The following is a 16,800-nucleotide window of genomic DNA, read 5'->3' as shown; positions in this document are numbered from 1 at the left end:
ACACGCACCGCATCCGCCCCGCCGATCTCGGAAGGACCGACCATGAGCAGCATCCCGAACAGCACCCACCGCCCCGGTGATCAGACGCAGACCGCCGCCGAACTCGAGGCCGAGTGGGCCGCCGACCCGCGCTGGAACGGCATCCGCCGCGACTACACGGCCGACGACGTCGTCGCGCTGCGCGGACCGGTGCGCGAGGAGGCGACGTTCGCCCGCCGCGGCGCCGAGCGGCTGTGGGAGTCGGTGCAGGCCAACTCCGAGAACCCCGAGCATTGGATCGCCGCACTCGGCGCCCTCACCGGCAACCAGGCCGTGCAGCAGGTGCGCGCGGGACTCGAGGCCATCTACCTCTCGGGCTGGCAGGTGGCCGCCGACGCGAACCTCGCCGGCCAGACCTACCCCGACCAGAGCCTCTACCCGGCGAACTCGGTGCCCGCGGTCGTGCGCCGCATCACCAACGCCCTGCAACGCGCCGCGCAGATCGAGTTCGCCGAGACGGGCTCGACGAGCCGCGACTGGATGGCGCCGATCGTGGCGGATGCGGAGGCCGGCTTCGGCGGTCCGCTCAACGCCTACGAGCTCATGCAGTCGATGATCCAGGCGGGTGCCGCGGGCGTGCACTGGGAGGACCAGCTCGCGAGCGAGAAGAAGTGCGGTCACATGGGCGGCAAGGTGCTCGTGCCTACCGGCCAGCACATCCGCACCCTCAACGCGGCGCGTCTCGCGGCGGATGTGGCCGGCGTGCCGAGCGTCATCATCGCGCGCACCGACGCGCTCGCCGCGAACCTGCTCACGAGCGACCACGACGAGCGCGACCGCCCGTTCCTCACGGGGGAGCGCACGGCCGAGGGCTTCTACGAGGTGACGGGCGGCATCGAGCCGGTGATCGCTCGCGGGCACGCCTATGCGCCCTACGCCGACCTGCTGTGGGTCGAGTCGTCGGAGCCCGATCTCGAGCTCGCGCGGGCGTTCGCGGAGTCGATCCACTCCGAGTTCCCCGAGCAGAAGCTCGCCTACAACTGCTCCCCGAGCTTCAACTGGAAGCGCCACCTCGACGACGCCCAGATCGCGCGGTTCCAGCGCGAGCTCGCCGCCATGGGCTACGCGTTCCAGTTCATTACCCTCGCCGGCTTCCACTCCCTCAACCACGGGATGTTCGAGCTCGCGAGCGAGTACGCGACGCGCCACATGACGGCGTACGTCGAACTGCAGGAGGCGGAGTTCGCATCCGAGACTCGCGGCTACACCGCGACCAGGCACCAGCGTGAGGTCGGCACCGGGTACTTCGACCGCATCGCGACCGCCCTCAACCCCGACTCGGCCACCCTCGCCCTCGTCGGCTCCACCGAGTCCGCCCAGTTCCACTGACCCACATGGCGCGCCTGGAGCCGCGCCCGGCGGCGGGGGAAACAACTCCCGCCCGGGTGTCACAGCTCCAGCTGCGCCACGAAAGGAAGACCCATGAATGCACGGATGGAGGTGCTCGGCCCGCAGGGCGAGCGCTTCGACGAGATCCTCACGCCGGAGGCGCTGCGCTTCCTGGCCCGCCTGCACGAGAGCTTCGTCGGTCGACGCCACGAGGCGCTCACGGCACGGATGGAGCGTCGGCGCGGTATCGAGAACGGCCGCGACCTCGACTTCCTGTCCGAGACACGCGCGATCCGTGAGGATCCCGACTGGCGCGTGGCAGGCGCCGGTCCGGGCCTCGATGATCGCCGGGTGGAGATCACCGGGCCCACCGACCGCAAGATGACCGTCAACGCCATGAACTCCGGCGCGAAGGTGTGGCTCGCCGACCACGAGGACGCCACGAGCCCCACCTGGGCGAACGTCGTCGGCGGCCAGGTCAACCTGTGCGATGCGATCCGTCGGCAGATCGACTTCACGAGCGCCGAGGGCAAGGAGTACCGCCTCGGGGAGTCGACCCCCACGATCGTGTTCCGCCCGCGCGGCTGGCACCTCGTCGAGAAGCACCTGCGCTTCACCGACGGCCCGGGCATCGCGGGCCCCGCATCCGCATCGCTCGTCGACTTCGGCCTCTACGCATTCCATAACGCGCATGAACTGATCGCGCGCGGGAGCGGACCGTACTTCTACCTCCCGAAGCTCGAGTCGCACCTCGAGGCCCGGCTGTGGGATGACGTGTTCAGCCTCAGCGAGCAGCTGCTGGGCGTGCCGCACGGCACGATCCGGGCGACGGTACTCATCGAGACGATCCCGGCCGCGTTCGAGATGGAGGAGATCCTCTACGAACTGCGTGACCACTGCGCCGGCCTCAACGCGGGCCGCTGGGACTACATCTTCTCCATCATCAAGAACTTCCGCGGCCGCGGGGCGGCGTTCACGCTACCCGATCGCGCGCGGATCACGATGACGGTGCCGTTCATGCGCGCCTACACCGAGCTGCTCGTCGCCACCTGCCACAAGCGGGGAGCCCATGCCATCGGCGGCATGAGCGCGTTCATCCCGAACCGACGCGATCCGGAGGTGACGGCGCGCGCGCTCGAACAGGTGGCGGCCGACAAGCGCCGCGAGGCCCGTGACGGGTTCGACGGCACGTGGGTGGCGCATCCCGATCTGATCCCCACGGCGCAGGCCGAGTTCGACGCGGTGCTCGACGAGCGACCGAACCAGCTCGACCGTATGCGCGACGACGTGCGCGTCGACGCGCGGGCCCTGCTCGATCTCACGATCGAGGGTGAGGTGACGGATGCGGGGGTCGCCGCGAACGTGTCGATCGCCGTGCGCTACCTCGAGTCGTGGCTGCGGGGCGTCGGCGCCGCGGCGATCGACGACCTCATGGAGGACGCCGCCACCGCCGAGATCAGCCGCTCGCAGTTGTGGCAGTGGATCCGCCAGGGCACGGTCACGCGCGAGGGCACGCGGGTGACGGCCGCCTTCGTCGAGCGCCTGCTCTCCGCCGAGCTCGAGGTGCGCCGCACTCCCGACGGTCGGTTCGAGGATGCCGCCGAGCTCGTGCGCGGCCTCGCGCTCGGCGACGACTTCCCGACCTTCCTGACGATCGAGGCGTACTCGCGCTTCCTCGTGGAGCCCGAGGTCGAGGTGGCGATCACGAGCCCCGCGACGGGCTCGGGGGCAGTCGGAGAGGGGAGGGCGGCCTGATGCGCATCATGCTCGTCGGCCGGCCGCACGCCGACACCGCCGCACAGGGGCGGATGCTGGCCGAGCGGCTCGGCGTGCCGCACCTCGTGGTCGATGCGGCTTCGGGGGCGACGGATGCTGCCTTCACCGAGCGTGAGCTGGCGCCGCACGCCGCGGGCTTCGTGCTCGAGGGCTTCCCGCGTGACCTTGCCGAGGCATCCGCTCTCGATGACGTGCTGGGGAGACGAGCTGCCGAGATCGAGGTGGCGCTGTATCTGCGACCGGCGGGCTCGGCGCCGACCGCGGCGGAGGACGCCCTCCTCGAGCACTACCGCCGGCAGGTCGTCGAACTCGACGCCGAGGGCGGGGTCGAGGAGCTTCACGAGCGCGTGCTCGCGGCCCTGCGGGAGGCCCTCGTGGCGGCCTGAACGTCGGCAGCCCCGGGAGGTGTCAACAGTGTTGACACCTCCCGTTCCGCGGCGCAGACTGATGCTGACGGCACATCCGACCGTCGCTGCGAAGGGACGCATCATGGCCAAAGACAAGGCACTCACCGCCAAGAACTCCGTGGGCACCTGGCTCAAGCATCCGATCGGCGGCCCCCTGATCCGTCAGCTGCTCGCCCAGGCCGGCGTCGACGAGAAGGTGCTCGCTCCCGTCAAGCTGCTTCCGCTGCAGAGTCTCGTGGCGATGAGCCAGGGCCAGATGCCGCAATCGCTCGTCGACGACCTCGTCGAGAAGGCGAACAGCGGCGACCCATCGGTGATCGAAGGTCTCGACGCGGCCGCGCCCGCGGAGGTCGAGGTCGCCGAAGCCGACGCACCCGCCGACGACTTCGAGCCCGAGCCGTGGGAGGAGGCCATCACCCCCGGCCGCTTCGCCGGCAAGACCGTCATCGTGACCGGCGCGGCATCCGGGATCGGACTCGCCACCGCATCCCGTGTCGCCCGCGAGGGCGGCCGCGTGGTCGCCGTCGACATCTCCGCCGAGAAGCTCGAGGCGTTCCGGGCCTCGCTACCTGAGGCGGAGATCGTCACCGTCGCGGGCGACATCACGCGGCAGGAGTCGGTGGATGCGATCGTCGCCGCGGCGGGGGACAGGATCGACGCGCTCGCGAACGTCGCGGGCATCAACGACGACTTCTCGCCGCTGCACGAGACCGAGGACGCCATGTGGGACCGCGTGCTGGGCGTGAACCTGACGGGTGTCTTCAAGCTCACCCGCGCCGTCATCCCCGCGATGCTCGCCGCGCACACGGGCTCGATCGTGAACGTCAGCTCGGAGGCGGGCCTGCGCGGCAACGCGTCGGGCAACGCCTACACCGTGTCGAAGCACGGCGTGATCGGGCTCACCAAGTCGGCTGCGTTCATGTACGGCCGCGAAGGGATCCGCGTCAACGCGGTCGCACCCGGCGGCGTCGCCACCGGCATCCCGCTTCCGCCGCACGTGTCCGAGTGGGGCACGGCCAAGCTGCGTCCGTACCAGATGCAGATGCCGACGCTCGCGACTGCGGAGCAGCTCGCCGCGTCGATCACCTTCCTGCTCTCCGACGACGGCGTCAACATCAACGGCGCGGTGCTCGCCTCCGATGGGGGATGGTCGGTGCAGTAGGGCCGCCTCCTCAGCGGGCCGGCGGCGTGATGAGCGTCTGCAGCAGCGCGCCATAGCGGCGCACGAGCTCGGGTCGCTCGGCGGCGAGCAGCTCCTCGTCGCCCACGACCCACAGGCTGTAGAGCAGGCCGCCCACCAGCGCGGCGGCGAGACGCGACCGCACCTCGGCATCCGGTCCGACGAGCCGCGAGCGCAGTGGCGCGACGAACGCCATCTCGTGCATCTCACGCAGTCGCGGCGCGACGCCGCCCGAGTCGCTCGCCCGGATGAGCGCGAGGAACACGCTGCGCACCTGCTCGCCCGCGGTCAGCACGTAGTCGATGAAGTGCTCGCCGAGCTCGCCGATCGGCCCGTCGAGCAGGGGTTGAGCCTCCGGGTCGAACCGCATGATCTCGAGGAAGAGCTCCTCTTTCGAGCCGAAGTGCCGGATGACAAGGGCCGGATCGACGCCCGCCTGCGCGGCGATGTCGCGTACCGAGGTGCCCGTGTACCCCCGCACCGGGAAGAGCGCGGATGCGGCTTCGCGGATCGCCTCCCGGCTGGAGTTCCGAGCCGAAGTCATGCCGCGACTCTACGCTGTGCGGGTGTGCAGGCCGCCATCCGCGGATGCTTAGGCTGGAGCCGTGAGCACCGTCGCTGTCCCGAGGCCGGCCGATCTGTATGAGCACTGAGGCACCACGGGAGCTCACCACCCGGTCGGGCCGCCCCGCGGCCGAACTGTGGGCTCTCGACTCTCGGGTCGTGCACCTCAACCATGGCTCCTACGGGGCTGCGCCGCGCGCGACCGTCGAGCATCGGGCCGCGCTCCTCGCGCAGGTCGATGCGAATCCGTTGCGCTGGCATCTCGAGGTGCAGCCGCGTCGCGAGCATGCCCGTCGAAGCGTCGCGGAGTTCCTCGGCGCCGCGCCGCAGCGGCTCGCCTTCGTGCCGTCGGCGAGTGCCGGAACCACAGCGGTGCTGCGCGCGTTCGCGAACGAGGAGATCGTCGTGACCGACCACGCCTACGGCGCACTCGCCAAGCATGTGGAACTCGAGGCCGCGAGGTCGGGCGCCCGTGTCGTGACCGCCCACGTGCCGCTCGAGGCGGATGCCGAGGCGGCGATGCATGCGATCTTGGGCGCAGTCGGTCCGAAGACACGGATGTTGGTGCTCGACCACGTGACGTCGGCGACCGCCCGCCGGATGCCGGTCGATGCGGTCGCCGCCGCGGCGCGCGAGCGCGGCATCACCGTGCTCGTGGATGCGGCTCACGCACCCGGAATGCTCGAGGTGCCCGCCGGGCAGACGGGTCATGCCTGGATCGGCAACCTGCACAAGTGGGCGTGCGGCGTGCGCGGTTCCGCCGTGACGGTGCTGGATCCTGAGACGGCCGCGCGGGTGCGGCCGCCCATCGAGTCGTGGGCGAGTGACGCGGCCTACCCGCAGAACTTCGACGAGCAGGGAACGGCCGACTCGACAAGCTATCTCGCCTCCGCGGTGGGCATCGAGATGCTCGAGGCCGAGCTCGGGTGGGATCGCATCCGTGCCTTCCAGCGTGAGCTCCTGGCGTATGGCCAGCAGTTGATCGTCGACGCCTTCGCTCGCCTGACGGGTGAGGACCATCGTGTCGCGGTGGGCATGCCCGCGCCGTCGATGGCTCTCGTGGCGCTCCCGGCCGGCCTGCGGGAGCGACCGGAGGCGGCGGGCGCGTTGCGTCAACGGATCGCGGACGAGCTCGGTTTCGAGACGCAGATCGCGGGGTGGGGCGGCGTGGCGCGCCTGCGCTTGTCGGCACACGCGTACTCGACGGCCGAGCACTTCGAGCGATTCGCTGATCGTGCGGTGCCGACGCTCGTGCGATGGGCTCGCGACGGGCGGGTTGTTTGACGGCCCTCGTCGCGCAACGTATAGTCAACGCACGAGCAGTTGCGAAATCGATTGTTCACCCGAGGGTCACCCCCGCAGATCACCCGCCCGTGAGGGCATCTCAATGAGGAGAAACAGTGTTCACACACCGCAATCGGAAAGGCTTGAAGCTCGCCGCGGTCGTGGCCAGCGCGGCCGTGATGTTGTCGCTCGCCGCGTGCACGTCGTCGGAGGGCGACGGTGACAGCGACGAGCCGATCGAGCTGCGCATGGCGTGGTGGGGCGACGATGTGCGCCACGAGATCACCAACAGCGCTCTCGACAAGTTCGAGGATCTCAACCCGGGCATCACCGTCGTGCGCGACTTCAGCGGATTCGACGGCTACCTCGACAAGATCACCACGCAGTACACAGGCGGCAACTCGCCCGACGTGTTCCAGTTCTACAACGAGGTGCTCGTCGAGTTCGCCTCGCGCGGCCAGCTCGCCGACCTGAGCAAGGGCGTCTCGCAGGACGGCTGGGACGCCGACCTGCTGCAGGTCAGCACAGTCGACGGCGAGCTCGCCGCCATGCCGTTCGGCCTCTCGACCCAGGGCTTCATCTTCGACACGACGGCGATCGAGGCGCTCGGCCTGACCGCACCCAGCGGCGATTACAGCTGGGACGACCTGGCCGAGTTCGCAGCCGAGGTGCGTACCGCATCCGGTGGTTCGCTCGCCGGCGTCACCGACCTCTCGCACGGCTACCAGGTCTTCGAGGTCTGGGCGAAGCAGCGCGGCGAGGACTTCATGGACGCCGACGGGCTGGCCTTCTCAGAGAAGACGCTCGCCGATTTCTGGCAGTACTGGGCCGACCTCCGCGCGAGCGGCGGCGCCACCACGCCGGACATCACCTCCGAGTACCAGGGCACCCCGTACGACGCCGTCGTCGCGGGCGTTGCGGCCTCGACCTTCCTTTTCACCAACCAGTACGACGGCGTGCAGGGACGCACCCCCAACGTCATCTCGCTGGAACGCTTCCCGGGTGAGGGTGAAGACGCGGGCCAGTACATGCGCACCGCGATGAACCTCGTGATCTCGAAGCAGTCCAAGCACCAGGAGGCCGCGGCGAAGCTCGTCGACTTCCTGCTGAACAACGAAGAGGCCAACGGCATCCTGGGTCTCAACCGTGGCTTCCCGGCCAACGCCAACGTGATCGAGGCGGCCTCTGCGGGCGCCAACGAGAACGTGCAGCGCGCGATCGAGATCTTCGAGTCGGTGCGCGAGAACGGTGCACCCGCTCCGGTTCCCGCTCCCGCCGGCTCCGGCACGGTCAACACCCTGTTCGCCGAGGTGGCGCAGCAAGTGCAGTTCGGCCAACTCTCGCCCGCGGATGCCGCGAAGCAGTTCATGGCGCAGGCCGCGTCGGAGCTCGGCTGATCCATCCGCCTCAACAGTAAGAAGGCTCATGACAACGCTCACCGATCCGACGGACGCCCCTGAGGCGTCGGCGGACGAGCGTACGGGCGATGACCGTGCGCGGGGACCCTCGGTCCCCGCGCACGGAAGTCCACCTCCCTGCGCCGGTCGCTCCTCGCTGACAAGATCGCGCCCTACACGTTTCTGCTCCCGTGGTTGATCGGCTTCTTCGTCATCACCCTCGGGCCGATGCTGTACTCGCTCTATCTCTCGTTCACCGACTTCAGCATGCTCGCGGCGCCCGAGTGGGTGGGCTTCGACAACTACATCAAGCTCTTCACCAACGACCCGAAGTACCTCGACGCCGTGCGCGTGACCCTCGTCTACGTGCTCGTCTCGGTGCCGCTGCAGCTCGCCTTCGCGCTCGCCGTGGCGATGGTGCTCAACCGCGGTCTCCGCGGCCTCTCGCTCTACCGCTCCGTCTACTACCTCCCGAGCCTGATCGGGGCGAGCGTCGCGGTCGCGGTGCTGTGGCGCCAGATGTTCGGATCCAACGGTCTCATCAACCAGATCCTCGACTGGTTCGGCATCGAGGGAATGAGCTGGATCGGCAACCCCGAGACAGCCCTCGGCACCCTCGTGATCCTGAACGTCTGGACCTTCGGCTCGCCGATGGTCATCTTCCTCGCGGCTCTCCGCCAGGTCCCGCAGTACCTCTACGAGGCCGCTGCCGTCGACGGCATCAGTCGATGGGGCTCGTTCCGGCATATCACTCTGCCGATGCTGAGCCCGATCGTCCTGTTCAACCTCATTCTGCAGATGATCGGAGCGTTCCAGGCCTTCACGCCGGCCTTCGTCGTCTCGGGAGGCACCGGCGGCCCGGTCAACTCGACGCTCTTCTACACGCTGTACCTCTACCAGCGTGGTTTCACCGGATTCCAGATGGGCTACGCGAGCGCCATGGCCTGGATCCTGTTCGTGGTCATCGCACTCGTGACGGCCGTCAACTTCTGGTTCTCGAAGTACTGGGTGCACTATGACGATTGACACGAAGTTCGACCAGAGCACCGTCGCGATGACGGTGGGCACCAAGCGAAGCGCCGGCCGCAGCACCTTCAAGCACGCCCTGCTGATCGCCGTGGGTCTCGTGATGCTGTACCCGCTCATCTGGATGCTGGGCGCATCGTTCAAGGACAGCGAGCACATCTTCTCCGAGGTGTCGCCGATCCCGAACCCCTTCATCCTCGACAACTACGTTCGCGGGTGGAATGGTGCCGGGGTCGGGTTCGGGACCTTCATGATCAACTCGACGATCGTCGCGTTGTTCTCGGTGCTCGGCAATCTGGTGGCGTGCACCCTCGCGGCGTACGCATTCGCGCGGATGCAGTTCCGCGGCCGGAAGATCTTCTTCGCCTGCATGATGGGCATGCTGATGCTGCCGCACCACGTGCTGCTGATCCCGCAGTACGTATTGTTCGCGAACCTCGGGTGGGTGAACACCTTCCTCCCGCTGGTGGTCCCGAAGTTCCTCGCAGTGGACGCCTTCTTCGTGTTCCTCATGGTGCAGTTCCTGCGTGGTATCCCGACCGAGCTCGACCAGGCGGCGAAGATCGATGGCGCGGGCCCCTGGAAGACCTTCTTCTACGTCATCCTGCCGCTGCTGAAGCCCGCGCTCGCGACGTCGGCGATCTTCACCTTCATCTGGACCTGGAACGACTTCCTCACTCCGATGATCTACCTGCAGGATCCGCGCAACTACACGGTTCCGTTGGGACTGAACTCCTTCCTCGACGCGAGTGGTGACAGCGCCTGGGGCGCCATGTTCGCCATGGCCGTCATCTCGCTCGGCCCGTTGTTCGGCTTCTTCCTCGTGGGGCAGAAGTACCTCGTGCAGGGCATTGCCACGACCGGTTTGAAAGGCTGAATCACCGCATGTCATCTCGAGCACGGATCGCCGTCATCGGTGCCGGCGGCATCGGTGCCGCGGCTCACCTGCCCGCCATCCAGGCTCTCGCCGCCGACGTGGAGCTCGTCGCGATCGTCGACCCCGACGAGGCACGTCGCACCGCGGCGGGCGAGACCTTCGGATGCGAGGCGCTGTACGCCGATGCCACGACGATGTTCGCGGAGATCGCGCCCGACATCGCCGTCGTGGCGACCCCGCCGCACCTGCACGAGCCCCTCGCGATCGAGGCGATGCGCGCGGGTGCCTGGGTGTACTGCGAGAAGCCGCTCACCGGGTCCCTCGCCTCCGCCGATCGCATCGCGGCCGTGGAGGCCGAGACGGGACGGTGGTGCGTCACGGTGTCGCAGTTCCGCTACTCCGGCGGATCGCGGCAGGTGGAAGCCGACCTGCGCAACGGCCGCTGGGGGCGGCCGCTCGTCGGCATCGCCCACACGAACTGGTACCGCGGCCCGGAGTACTGGGATGCGCCGTGGCGCGGCAAGTTCGCCACCGAATTCGGCGGCTCCACCACGACGCAGGCTTACCACGCCGTCGACCTGATCCTGTGGCTCATGGGCGGGGACTGGGCGAGCGTCAGCGGGATCGCCGAGACGGTGTCGCGACCGATAGACGTGGAGGATGCGAGCGTCGCCAGCGTGCGGTTCGCATCCGGGGCTATCGGCAGCATCGTGTCGACCGTGGTGAGCCACGACCCGGAGACGAAGCTGCAGGTGATCGCCGAGAAGGCGAACGTGACTCTCGACACCCTCTACCTCCCGCTGCTCGACGAGTGGTCGGTGACGACGATCGGCGAGGGCGATGCGGCCATGCGGGTCGACGGCTGGGCGGCCGACGAGCCCGAGATGCATGTCAACGCCCACCGTGCGCAGCTCGAAGACCTCATCGCGTGCTGGCGGGCGGGCGAGAAGCCGAAGCTCACGACTCTCGAGTCGCGCGCGACTCTCGAGTTCCTCACGGCGCTGTACAAGTCATCCGCTGAGGGGCGTGAGATCGCCCGCGGCGAGATCGTCGACGGCGACCCGTTCTATGAGGCGCTGGATGCATCGGGCCCGGCACGGGTGGAGGCGCGTCGTGGCTGAGCCCCGCTTCACGATCACCGACCACGCGCACGATGAGCGCGAGTTGCTGCTCGACGGCTCGTCGGTCGCCCACTTCGGTCTCGGCCATGGCATCGGGCCGATCGATACGCCGAAGCCGTTCATCCATCCGCTGCGCACGCCTGGGGGCGTCACGGTCACAGGCTTCGCGCCCGAAGACCACACCTGGCATCACGGACTGTCGTTCGCGTTCCCCCGCGTCGACGCCCACAACCTCTGGGGTGGTGGCACGTACTTCAGTCCCGAGCAGGGCTACATCGTCGTCGAAGACCAGGGGCGCATCGATCATCAGGAGTGGACGTCGGAGGCGTCAGGCGACGCGGGTGCGACGCTTCGTGAGAGCGTGCGCTGGGTCGGACACGAGGGTCAGCCCCTCCTCGACGAGCGACGCTCGTGGAGCTTCGTCGTCGCGCAGCTGGAGGGCATCCCGGCGCTCCTCATCGACTTCGCGACGACCCTCACGAGCGCCACGGGCAGTGACGTCGCCCTGCAGACCCCCGCACAGCGCGGCCGCCCCGACGGTGGTTACGGTGGGCTCTGGCTGCGCCTGGCTGAGGGCTTCGCCGCGGCCGCGATCGATGGAGACGGCGTCGATCTCAGCGAGTCGGGTGGCGAGTCGCGCACCATGATCGTGCACGGCGTCACCGTGGCGGGCGACGAGGTCACCCTCGGGCTCGCATTCGGCGATCAGCCCACCGTCGGCCACCATCGCTGGCTGCACCGCTTCGAACCCTTCTCGGCCATCGGCTGGGCGCACGCCTACGTCGACGGGCTCACGGTGCCGGCACGTGGCGAGCTGGCCTTTCAGCACCGGCTCGTGATCGCCGACGGCCATCTGGACCCGGGGGCCGTGCGGGCGCTCCTCTGAGCGGCCCGTCGCGAAGCGGTCGTCAGCCCCGGGGCGCGGCGCTCGAACCTCGAACGTGCAGCTCGGGCGCCGGGCTCGTGAGCACGCGATCCTCGAGGGGGCGCCGTCGAGGTGGTCGAGCAGCATGTCGGCGGCTTGGTTGCCGGCCGCGACCATCGGCATCCGCACTGTCGTGAGCGCCGGCACGGTGAACGAAGCGATCCAGGCATCGTGAATCGACACGATCGAGAGGTCCTCGGGCACCCTGACGCCGAGCTCGGCCGTCGCGTGCAATGCACCGACCGCCGCGTTGAGGCTGGCGACGACGATCGCGGTCGGGCGGTCGGCGAGCTCGAGGATGCGGATCATCGCATCGCGACCGGCGGGCGCTTCCCACCCTCCCGCCTGCACCCACTCCGGGTGCGGGTCTTGCGCCGTGAGCTCGGTGAACGCCGCGAGCCGTCGGGCGGCGGCATCGTGGTGGGCGGCGCCCGCGATGAAGCCGATGTGCTCGTGGCCGAGGCCGCGCAGATGCTCGAACGCGACGCGCACCGATGCGGGGTCGTCGAGCACGACAGAGCCCACGTGCCCCTCCAGCTGGGAGTTGAAGAGCACCGTCGGCACCGAGATGTTCAGCGCGGCCTGCAGCGAGGCGTCGTCGTAGTCCTCGGCGCGCTGCAGGATCACTCCGTCGACGCGACCGTTGCCGATCAGCCGCGAGAGAGAGTCGGCAGAGCGGTCGGAGGCGTTCAGCTGACCGAGGAGCACTGCCGTCTTGCGTTCCTGGCACGCCTCCTGGATGCCGGCGTGCAGCCCGCCGAAGATCGCATTGTTGACCTCGGGCACGATGAGCGCGATGGCGCCCGAGCGCGAAAGCCGCAGGGCCCGGGCGCGGTGGTCGGGTTGGTAGCCGAGTTCGGCGGCGGCGGCGGCTATCCGCGCGCGTGTGTCGGCGCTGATGCGTGCCTGGCTGTCGTCAGTGAGCGCACGGGATGCGACCGACACCGAGACTCCGGCGCGCTCGGCGACGTCTTTGAGCCTCACCATCGAGCAGAGGCCCCTTCATCTGGGCCGACCGATAGGTCGGCACGCACGGCACAGTGCGGGTACGTGAACATTGTGCACCATCACGAAGTCTCAGAGGCTGCTCCCCGCGCGTCGCATCGCGCGACGCAACTCGGTCACATCGATATCGCGGAGGGCCACGTCGGCCTCGAGCGAGAGGGTCACGGCGCGTGCGGCGGCGTGACCGTACTCGAAGCACTGAGCCGTGACGCGAGCCGAGGCGAGCGCCTCGTGCTCGGCGCCGAGGCATCGCCCAGCGACGATGACGTCGTCGAGCCCCATCGGGAGCAGAGCGCCGTAGGGCACCTCGTACCAGTCGTCGAGCAGCCAGTGCAGTTTCGGGCGTGCGCCGTCGTGCAGCTCGATCGGCCAGGGCGAGCGCACGATCGCGTCGTCGCGCTTTCGGCAGTTCACGACATCATCGTTGCGCAGCGTCACCTCGGCCGCGATGCTGCGGGTCTGGCGGATGCCGACCTCCACGCCCGTGTCGACCACGTAGGCGTCGGCGCAGCCGGGGAGGGTCTCACGCAGGAAATCGGCGTACTCGCGCATCTGGCGTCGACCGTCGATCTCGGCGATCGTGAAGTCCTCCGGATCGATGACGTTGAGCACGCGCCCGTCACGACCGGCGAGGCGCGTCGCGTTGACGAGCAGCTCGCCGGGGCGCGGGGTACGGAAGATCCACACCTTCTCGCGCGGCAGCTCGGCGCCGTCCGCGCGCGCGCTGCGGATCGCATCCGTCACCCATGGCGGGCAGATGGTATCGCTACCGTAGGCGCTCCAGAACGCCTCGGTGTCGACACCGCCGAGCCGGAAGAACATCGTGGGGTTCTGGATGCGGCCGCCGTCGCCGAAGTAGTAGTCGCCGCCCGCGCGGGCCACGACCGCCGCGTCACCGGAGGCGTCGATCGTGCGCTTCGCGTGCACAGCCACGCGGCCGGCGTTCGATTCCAGGATCACCCCCGGACTGCGCGGCCGTCCATGATGGCGGAGGTGACCACCGCGTGGTAGATGATCCGGGCGCCGGATCGGGTCAGCAGGGCGTCGGCCGCCTCACGCCACATCAGGGGGTCGTGGGCGACCGTCCACGTCTTGCCGTACAGCTGCGGCTCGGTGAGCCCGCCGCGGGCGGCGAGGGCGAGTCGGAACCGCTCCGTGAATCCCGCGACCACCTGCGTCGGCCCGTCGTCGGGGCGCTCGCTCGCCAGGTACAGCCCGCAGATGGTGCCCGACATGCCCGCCACCGCGGCGCCACCGGCAAAGCCGTAGCGTTCGACGGCGAGCACGTTGAGCCCCTCCTCGGCCGCCACTGTCGCAGCCGCCACGCCGGCAGCGCCGAGGCCGACGACGACTACGTCGACGTCCGCGAGCACGTGCAGGCCGTGGTCGAGTCCGACGGTCGAGTCGATGCGCCAGTCCTCCAGATGCGGGGAGGTGTGCGGGGAAGCGGCATGGGGTCCTCAGGCTCCGGTGAAGTGGGGTGGACGTTTGGTGACGAACGCGTCGATTCCTTCCGCGCCGTCCGCGGAGGCGAACATGCTCATGAGCTCGGTGGTCTCGACGTCAGCACCGTGCGTGGGCCAGTGGTGCCCCGTGACGGCGGCGATCGCGCGTTTGGCCGCGGTGAGTGCCCGTGGGGCGCGACTCAGCAGATCGTCGGTGAAACGGTCGACCTCGACCGCGAGCTCCGAGTCGGCGACGACGCGCGCGACGATGCCCCATTCGTGAGCGGTCGCTGCGGGCAGAGTCTCGGCGGTCAGGATGACGCGGCGGGCTCGGGGGCGCCGATCGCGGCAGTCAGGCGCTGGGTTCCTCCCCAGCCGGGGATCAGCCCGAGTCGGGTCTCAGGCAGGCCGAACCGGGCCGTGTCGGCCGCGATGATCAGGTCGCAGGCGAGGGCGATCTCGAACCCGCCGCCGAGACAGGGGCCGTCGACGGCGGCGACGGTCACGGCATCGAGGGTCTCGATTGCGCGGCAGAGGTTCCGGGCGGCCCGGGTGAAGGCCTCGAGCTCCGCGAGCCGCGCGCGCGGGGTCGTGTACGAGGCGATGTCCGCGCCCGCGCAGAAGTAGCCGCCCGCTCCGGTGATCGTGACGACGTCGGTGCGGGCGCCGCGGGCCTCCTCGATCGCCGCGGTGAGCATCTCGAGCATGGCCGGCGACACGGCGTTGCGCGCCGCGGGTCGATTGAGCACGAGCGAGAGGAGGTGACCGCGACGCTCGACGAGCAGCTCGGAGTCAGCCATCTAGCCGACCGCCCCCGAGGCGAACAGCGCCTCTGCATCGGGTCCTTCCACCCCAAGGGCGGTGAGCACCTCACGCGTGTGCTGGCCGAGCTCCGGGGGTGCTGTGCGGATGCCCGGCCGCTCACCGTCGTACATGATCGGATGCTTGAGCGTTCGAATCGTGCCCGCCGTCTCGTGCTCGAACGCGTCGAAGCTGTCGTTGTGCAGCACCTGCGGGTCGACGATGACCTCGTCGTAACCGTTGACGGGGGCGAACCACATCTTGTTCGCGGTGAAGTGCTCCGACCATCCGGCCGTGCTGCGCCCGTGCATGTGCGCGGCGATGCGCTCGTTGATCGCGTCGCGCTCCTCGTATCGACTGCCGGGATCAAGGGTGGCGAACCACGCGTCGCCGAACACCCGCTCGAGCGCCTCCAGGCTCGTGAGCGAGATGCACAGGTAGCCGTCGGAGGTCGCGAACACGCCGTAGGGCGCGTTGTAGAACGGCGACGACACCCCGCTCGTGGAGCGGCTCGACGAGAAGCCGTTGAGGGCGTAGGCGAGCGGTTCGATCTGCAGGTCGAGGGCGGCGTTCAGCAGGTTCGACTCGACGAGCCCGCCGCGGCCGGTGCGCTCACGCCCATGCAGCGCGGCGAGGATGCCGAACGCACCGAGCACGGCCGCATGCTGATCAACCACGCATGCCCCCACCGGGGTGGGGTCGGCGCCGCCGCGGCCGGTGGCCATCGCGAGTCCGGAGAGGGCCTGCACGAGCACGTCCTGGCCGGGACGGTCGCGGTACGGGCCGTCGGATCCGTAGCCCGAGAGCGAGGCGAAGACGAGCCTCGGGTTCTCGGCCGCGAGTTGCTCATAGCCGAGCCCCAGCTTGTCGAGCGTGCCCGGGCGGAAGCTCTCGATGAGCACATCGGCCTCGAGCACGAGGCTGCGCACCACCGCGACACCCTCGGGGTTCTTGAGGTCGGCCACGATGCTGCGCACGTTGCGGTTCGCGAGTGCGAAGAAGGGCGAGTAGCCCTCGATGAACTTGTCGGGGCCCGTCCAGCTGCGCTCGAAGGCGCCGCCATGCGGCTCCACCTTCACGACATCCGCGCCGAGGTCGGCGAGCAGCTGGCTCGCCGACGGACCTTGCAGGAAGTGCGTGAAGCTGACGACCTTGATCCCTGACAGCATGCCGCTCATCAGAAGATCCCGTCGCGGATCTGGAACTTGCTGGGCTTGCCGTAGAGCGGCATCTCGTTCTCCACCCAGTCGGCCACCCAGTCGACCATCCGCTCGATCGGCACCACCGGGTTGCCGAGCTCGGCCGCAGCCTGGTCGCAGTTGACGTAGAGGGCGTAGTCGCTCTCGGTGCCCTCGAAGACCGGCTCGATGCCCCAGCGCTCGCCGAAGGACTCGGCGACGCGACGCACCGACACGCTCTCCGGCCCGCCGATGTTGATCGCGGATGCGGGGGTGTCGACGCGGGTGAGCAGACGCGCGAAGTGGTTGATCGCATCCCCTGCCACTGGATGTTGACGTTGCCCGTCGCGAGCGGGATCGGGGTGCCGCTGCGCACCCAGCTGGCGATCTCCTGCAGCACGCCGTAGCGCATGTCGATCGCGTAGACGAAGCGCACGATGCGGCCA

Annotated in this window: 15 protein-coding genes and 2 pseudogenes; 10 read left to right on the top strand and 7 right to left on the bottom strand. The window is 69.2% G+C overall.

What is annotated here, in order from left to right:
- The first annotated feature begins 42 nt into the window (after nt 1-42).
- The 4 genes from aceA (at nt 43) to QQK29_RS04760 (ending at nt 4,713) form a co-directional block, all read left to right on the top strand.
- Nucleotides 43-1,368 (top strand): isocitrate lyase, encoded by a 1,326-nt coding sequence (gene aceA / locus QQK29_RS04775; protein WP_284298238.1) that lies wholly within the window; start codon nt 43-45, stop codon nt 1,366-1,368.
- A 93-nt stretch (nt 1,369-1,461) separates the two neighbouring features.
- Entirely contained in the window at nt 1,462-3,123 is a 1,662-nt protein-coding gene (aceB, locus tag QQK29_RS04770) for a malate synthase A (RefSeq protein ID WP_284298236.1), read from the top strand.
- Complete coding sequence (locus tag QQK29_RS04765; RefSeq protein WP_284298234.1) at nt 3,123-3,530, top strand: adenylate kinase family protein; 408 nt, start codon at nt 3,123-3,125, stop codon at nt 3,528-3,530. The genes aceB and QQK29_RS04765 overlap by 1 nt, the downstream gene beginning before the upstream one ends.
- 103 nt (nt 3,531-3,633) lie before the next feature.
- Entirely contained in the window at nt 3,634-4,713 is a 1,080-nt protein-coding gene (locus tag QQK29_RS04760) for an SDR family NAD(P)-dependent oxidoreductase (RefSeq protein ID WP_284298232.1), read from the top strand.
- A 10-nt stretch (nt 4,714-4,723) separates the two neighbouring features.
- Here the strand turns inward: QQK29_RS04760 and QQK29_RS04755 are convergent, their stop codons facing one another.
- Nucleotides 4,724-5,275, bottom strand: coding sequence for a TetR/AcrR family transcriptional regulator (locus QQK29_RS04755; RefSeq protein ID WP_284298230.1), 552 nt, complete (start codon nt 5,273-5,275; stop codon nt 4,724-4,726).
- 179 nt (nt 5,276-5,454) lie between these two features.
- Between QQK29_RS04755 and QQK29_RS04750 the strand changes: the two genes are divergently transcribed.
- The 6 genes from QQK29_RS04750 (at nt 5,455) to QQK29_RS18470 (ending at nt 11,886) form a co-directional block, all read left to right on the top strand.
- Nucleotides 5,455-6,579, top strand: coding sequence for an aminotransferase class V-fold PLP-dependent enzyme (locus QQK29_RS04750; protein WP_284298229.1), 1,125 nt, complete (start codon nt 5,455-5,457; stop codon nt 6,577-6,579).
- A gap of 161 nt (nt 6,580-6,740) precedes the next feature.
- Complete coding sequence (locus QQK29_RS04745) at nt 6,741-7,976, top strand: ABC transporter substrate-binding protein (RefSeq protein ID WP_284298227.1); 1,236 nt, start codon at nt 6,741-6,743, stop codon at nt 7,974-7,976.
- 138 nt (nt 7,977-8,114) lie between these two features.
- A complete protein-coding gene (locus QQK29_RS04740; RefSeq protein ID WP_284301901.1) occupies nt 8,115-9,002 on the top strand; it encodes a carbohydrate ABC transporter permease in 888 nt (295 codons plus the stop codon).
- Nucleotides 8,992-9,879, top strand: coding sequence for a carbohydrate ABC transporter permease (locus QQK29_RS04735; protein WP_284298225.1), 888 nt, complete (start codon nt 8,992-8,994; stop codon nt 9,877-9,879). Before QQK29_RS04740 ends, QQK29_RS04735 begins: the two co-directional genes overlap by 11 nt.
- A gap of 8 nt (nt 9,880-9,887) precedes the next feature.
- Entirely contained in the window at nt 9,888-11,000 is a 1,113-nt protein-coding gene (locus tag QQK29_RS04730; protein WP_284298223.1) for a Gfo/Idh/MocA family protein, read from the top strand.
- The gene (locus tag QQK29_RS18470) at nt 10,948-11,886 is read left to right on the top strand and encodes a DUF6807 family protein (RefSeq protein WP_431308774.1); all 939 of its coding nucleotides are present in this window, start codon (nt 10,948-10,950) and stop codon (nt 11,884-11,886) included. Before QQK29_RS04730 ends, QQK29_RS18470 begins: the two co-directional genes overlap by 53 nt.
- 99 nt (nt 11,887-11,985) lie before the next feature.
- Here QQK29_RS18470 and QQK29_RS18465 read toward each other — a convergent pair.
- The 6 genes and pseudogenes from QQK29_RS18465 to QQK29_RS04705 form a co-directional block, all read right to left on the bottom strand.
- Nucleotides 11,986-12,912, bottom strand: a pseudogene (locus QQK29_RS18465) (LacI family DNA-binding transcriptional regulator); the annotation flags it as partial.
- A 90-nt stretch (nt 12,913-13,002) separates the two neighbouring features.
- A pseudogene (locus QQK29_RS04720) lies at nt 13,003-14,240 on the bottom strand (FAD-dependent oxidoreductase).
- Nucleotides 14,241-14,390: 150 nt separating this feature from the next.
- The gene (locus QQK29_RS18460; RefSeq protein ID WP_431308773.1) at nt 14,391-14,675 is read right to left on the bottom strand and encodes an enoyl-CoA hydratase/isomerase family protein; all 285 of its coding nucleotides are present in this window, start codon (nt 14,673-14,675) and stop codon (nt 14,391-14,393) included.
- 11 nt (nt 14,676-14,686) lie between these two features.
- Nucleotides 14,687-15,175 (bottom strand): enoyl-CoA hydratase/isomerase family protein, encoded by a 489-nt coding sequence (locus QQK29_RS04715; RefSeq protein WP_284298219.1) that lies wholly within the window; start codon nt 15,173-15,175, stop codon nt 14,687-14,689.
- Nucleotides 15,176-16,345, bottom strand: a complete 1,170-nt coding sequence (locus tag QQK29_RS04710; protein ID WP_284298217.1) for a CaiB/BaiF CoA transferase family protein — start codon at nt 16,343-16,345, stop codon at nt 15,176-15,178.
- Nucleotides 16,346-16,353: 8 nt separating this feature from the next.
- A complete protein-coding gene (locus tag QQK29_RS04705; protein ID WP_284298215.1) occupies nt 16,354-16,680 on the bottom strand; it encodes an NAD-dependent epimerase/dehydratase family protein in 327 nt (108 codons plus the stop codon).
- Nucleotides 16,681-16,800 lie beyond the last annotated feature (120 nt).

Origin of the sequence: Homoserinibacter gongjuensis (genome assembly GCF_030161875.1) — a bacterium.
Classification (GTDB): Bacteria; Actinomycetota; Actinomycetes; order Actinomycetales; family Microbacteriaceae; genus Homoserinibacter; species Homoserinibacter gongjuensis.
This window is presented reverse-complemented; position numbering and strand designations above follow the sequence as displayed.

What these genes read in the sequence shown, in the direction of transcription:
- aceA (WP_284298238.1), top strand. Translation starts at nt 43, where the DNA reads ATGAGCAGCATCCCGAACAGCACCCACCGCCCCGGTGATCAGACGCAG.
- aceB (WP_284298236.1), top strand. Translation starts at nt 1,462, where the DNA reads ATGAATGCACGGATGGAGGTGCTCGGCCCGCAGGGCGAGCGCTTCGAC.
- QQK29_RS04765 (WP_284298234.1), top strand. Translation starts at nt 3,123, where the DNA reads ATGCGCATCATGCTCGTCGGCCGGCCGCACGCCGACACCGCCGCACAG.
- QQK29_RS04760 (WP_284298232.1), top strand. Translation starts at nt 3,634, where the DNA reads ATGGCCAAAGACAAGGCACTCACCGCCAAGAACTCCGTGGGCACCTGG.
- QQK29_RS04755 (WP_284298230.1), bottom strand. Translation starts at nt 5,275, where the DNA reads ATGACTTCGGCTCGGAACTCCAGCCGGGAGGCGATCCGCGAAGCCGCA.
- QQK29_RS04735 (WP_284298225.1), top strand. Translation starts at nt 8,992, where the DNA reads ATGACGATTGACACGAAGTTCGACCAGAGCACCGTCGCGATGACGGTG.
- QQK29_RS04730 (WP_284298223.1), top strand. Translation starts at nt 9,888, where the DNA reads ATGTCATCTCGAGCACGGATCGCCGTCATCGGTGCCGGCGGCATCGGT.
- QQK29_RS18470 (WP_431308774.1), top strand. Translation starts at nt 10,948, where the DNA reads ATGAGGCGCTGGATGCATCGGGCCCGGCACGGGTGGAGGCGCGTCGTG.
- QQK29_RS04715 (WP_284298219.1), bottom strand. Translation starts at nt 15,175, where the DNA reads ATGGCTGACTCCGAGCTGCTCGTCGAGCGTCGCGGTCACCTCCTCTCG.
- QQK29_RS04710 (WP_284298217.1), bottom strand. Translation starts at nt 16,345, where the DNA reads ATGCTGTCAGGGATCAAGGTCGTCAGCTTCACGCACTTCCTGCAAGGT.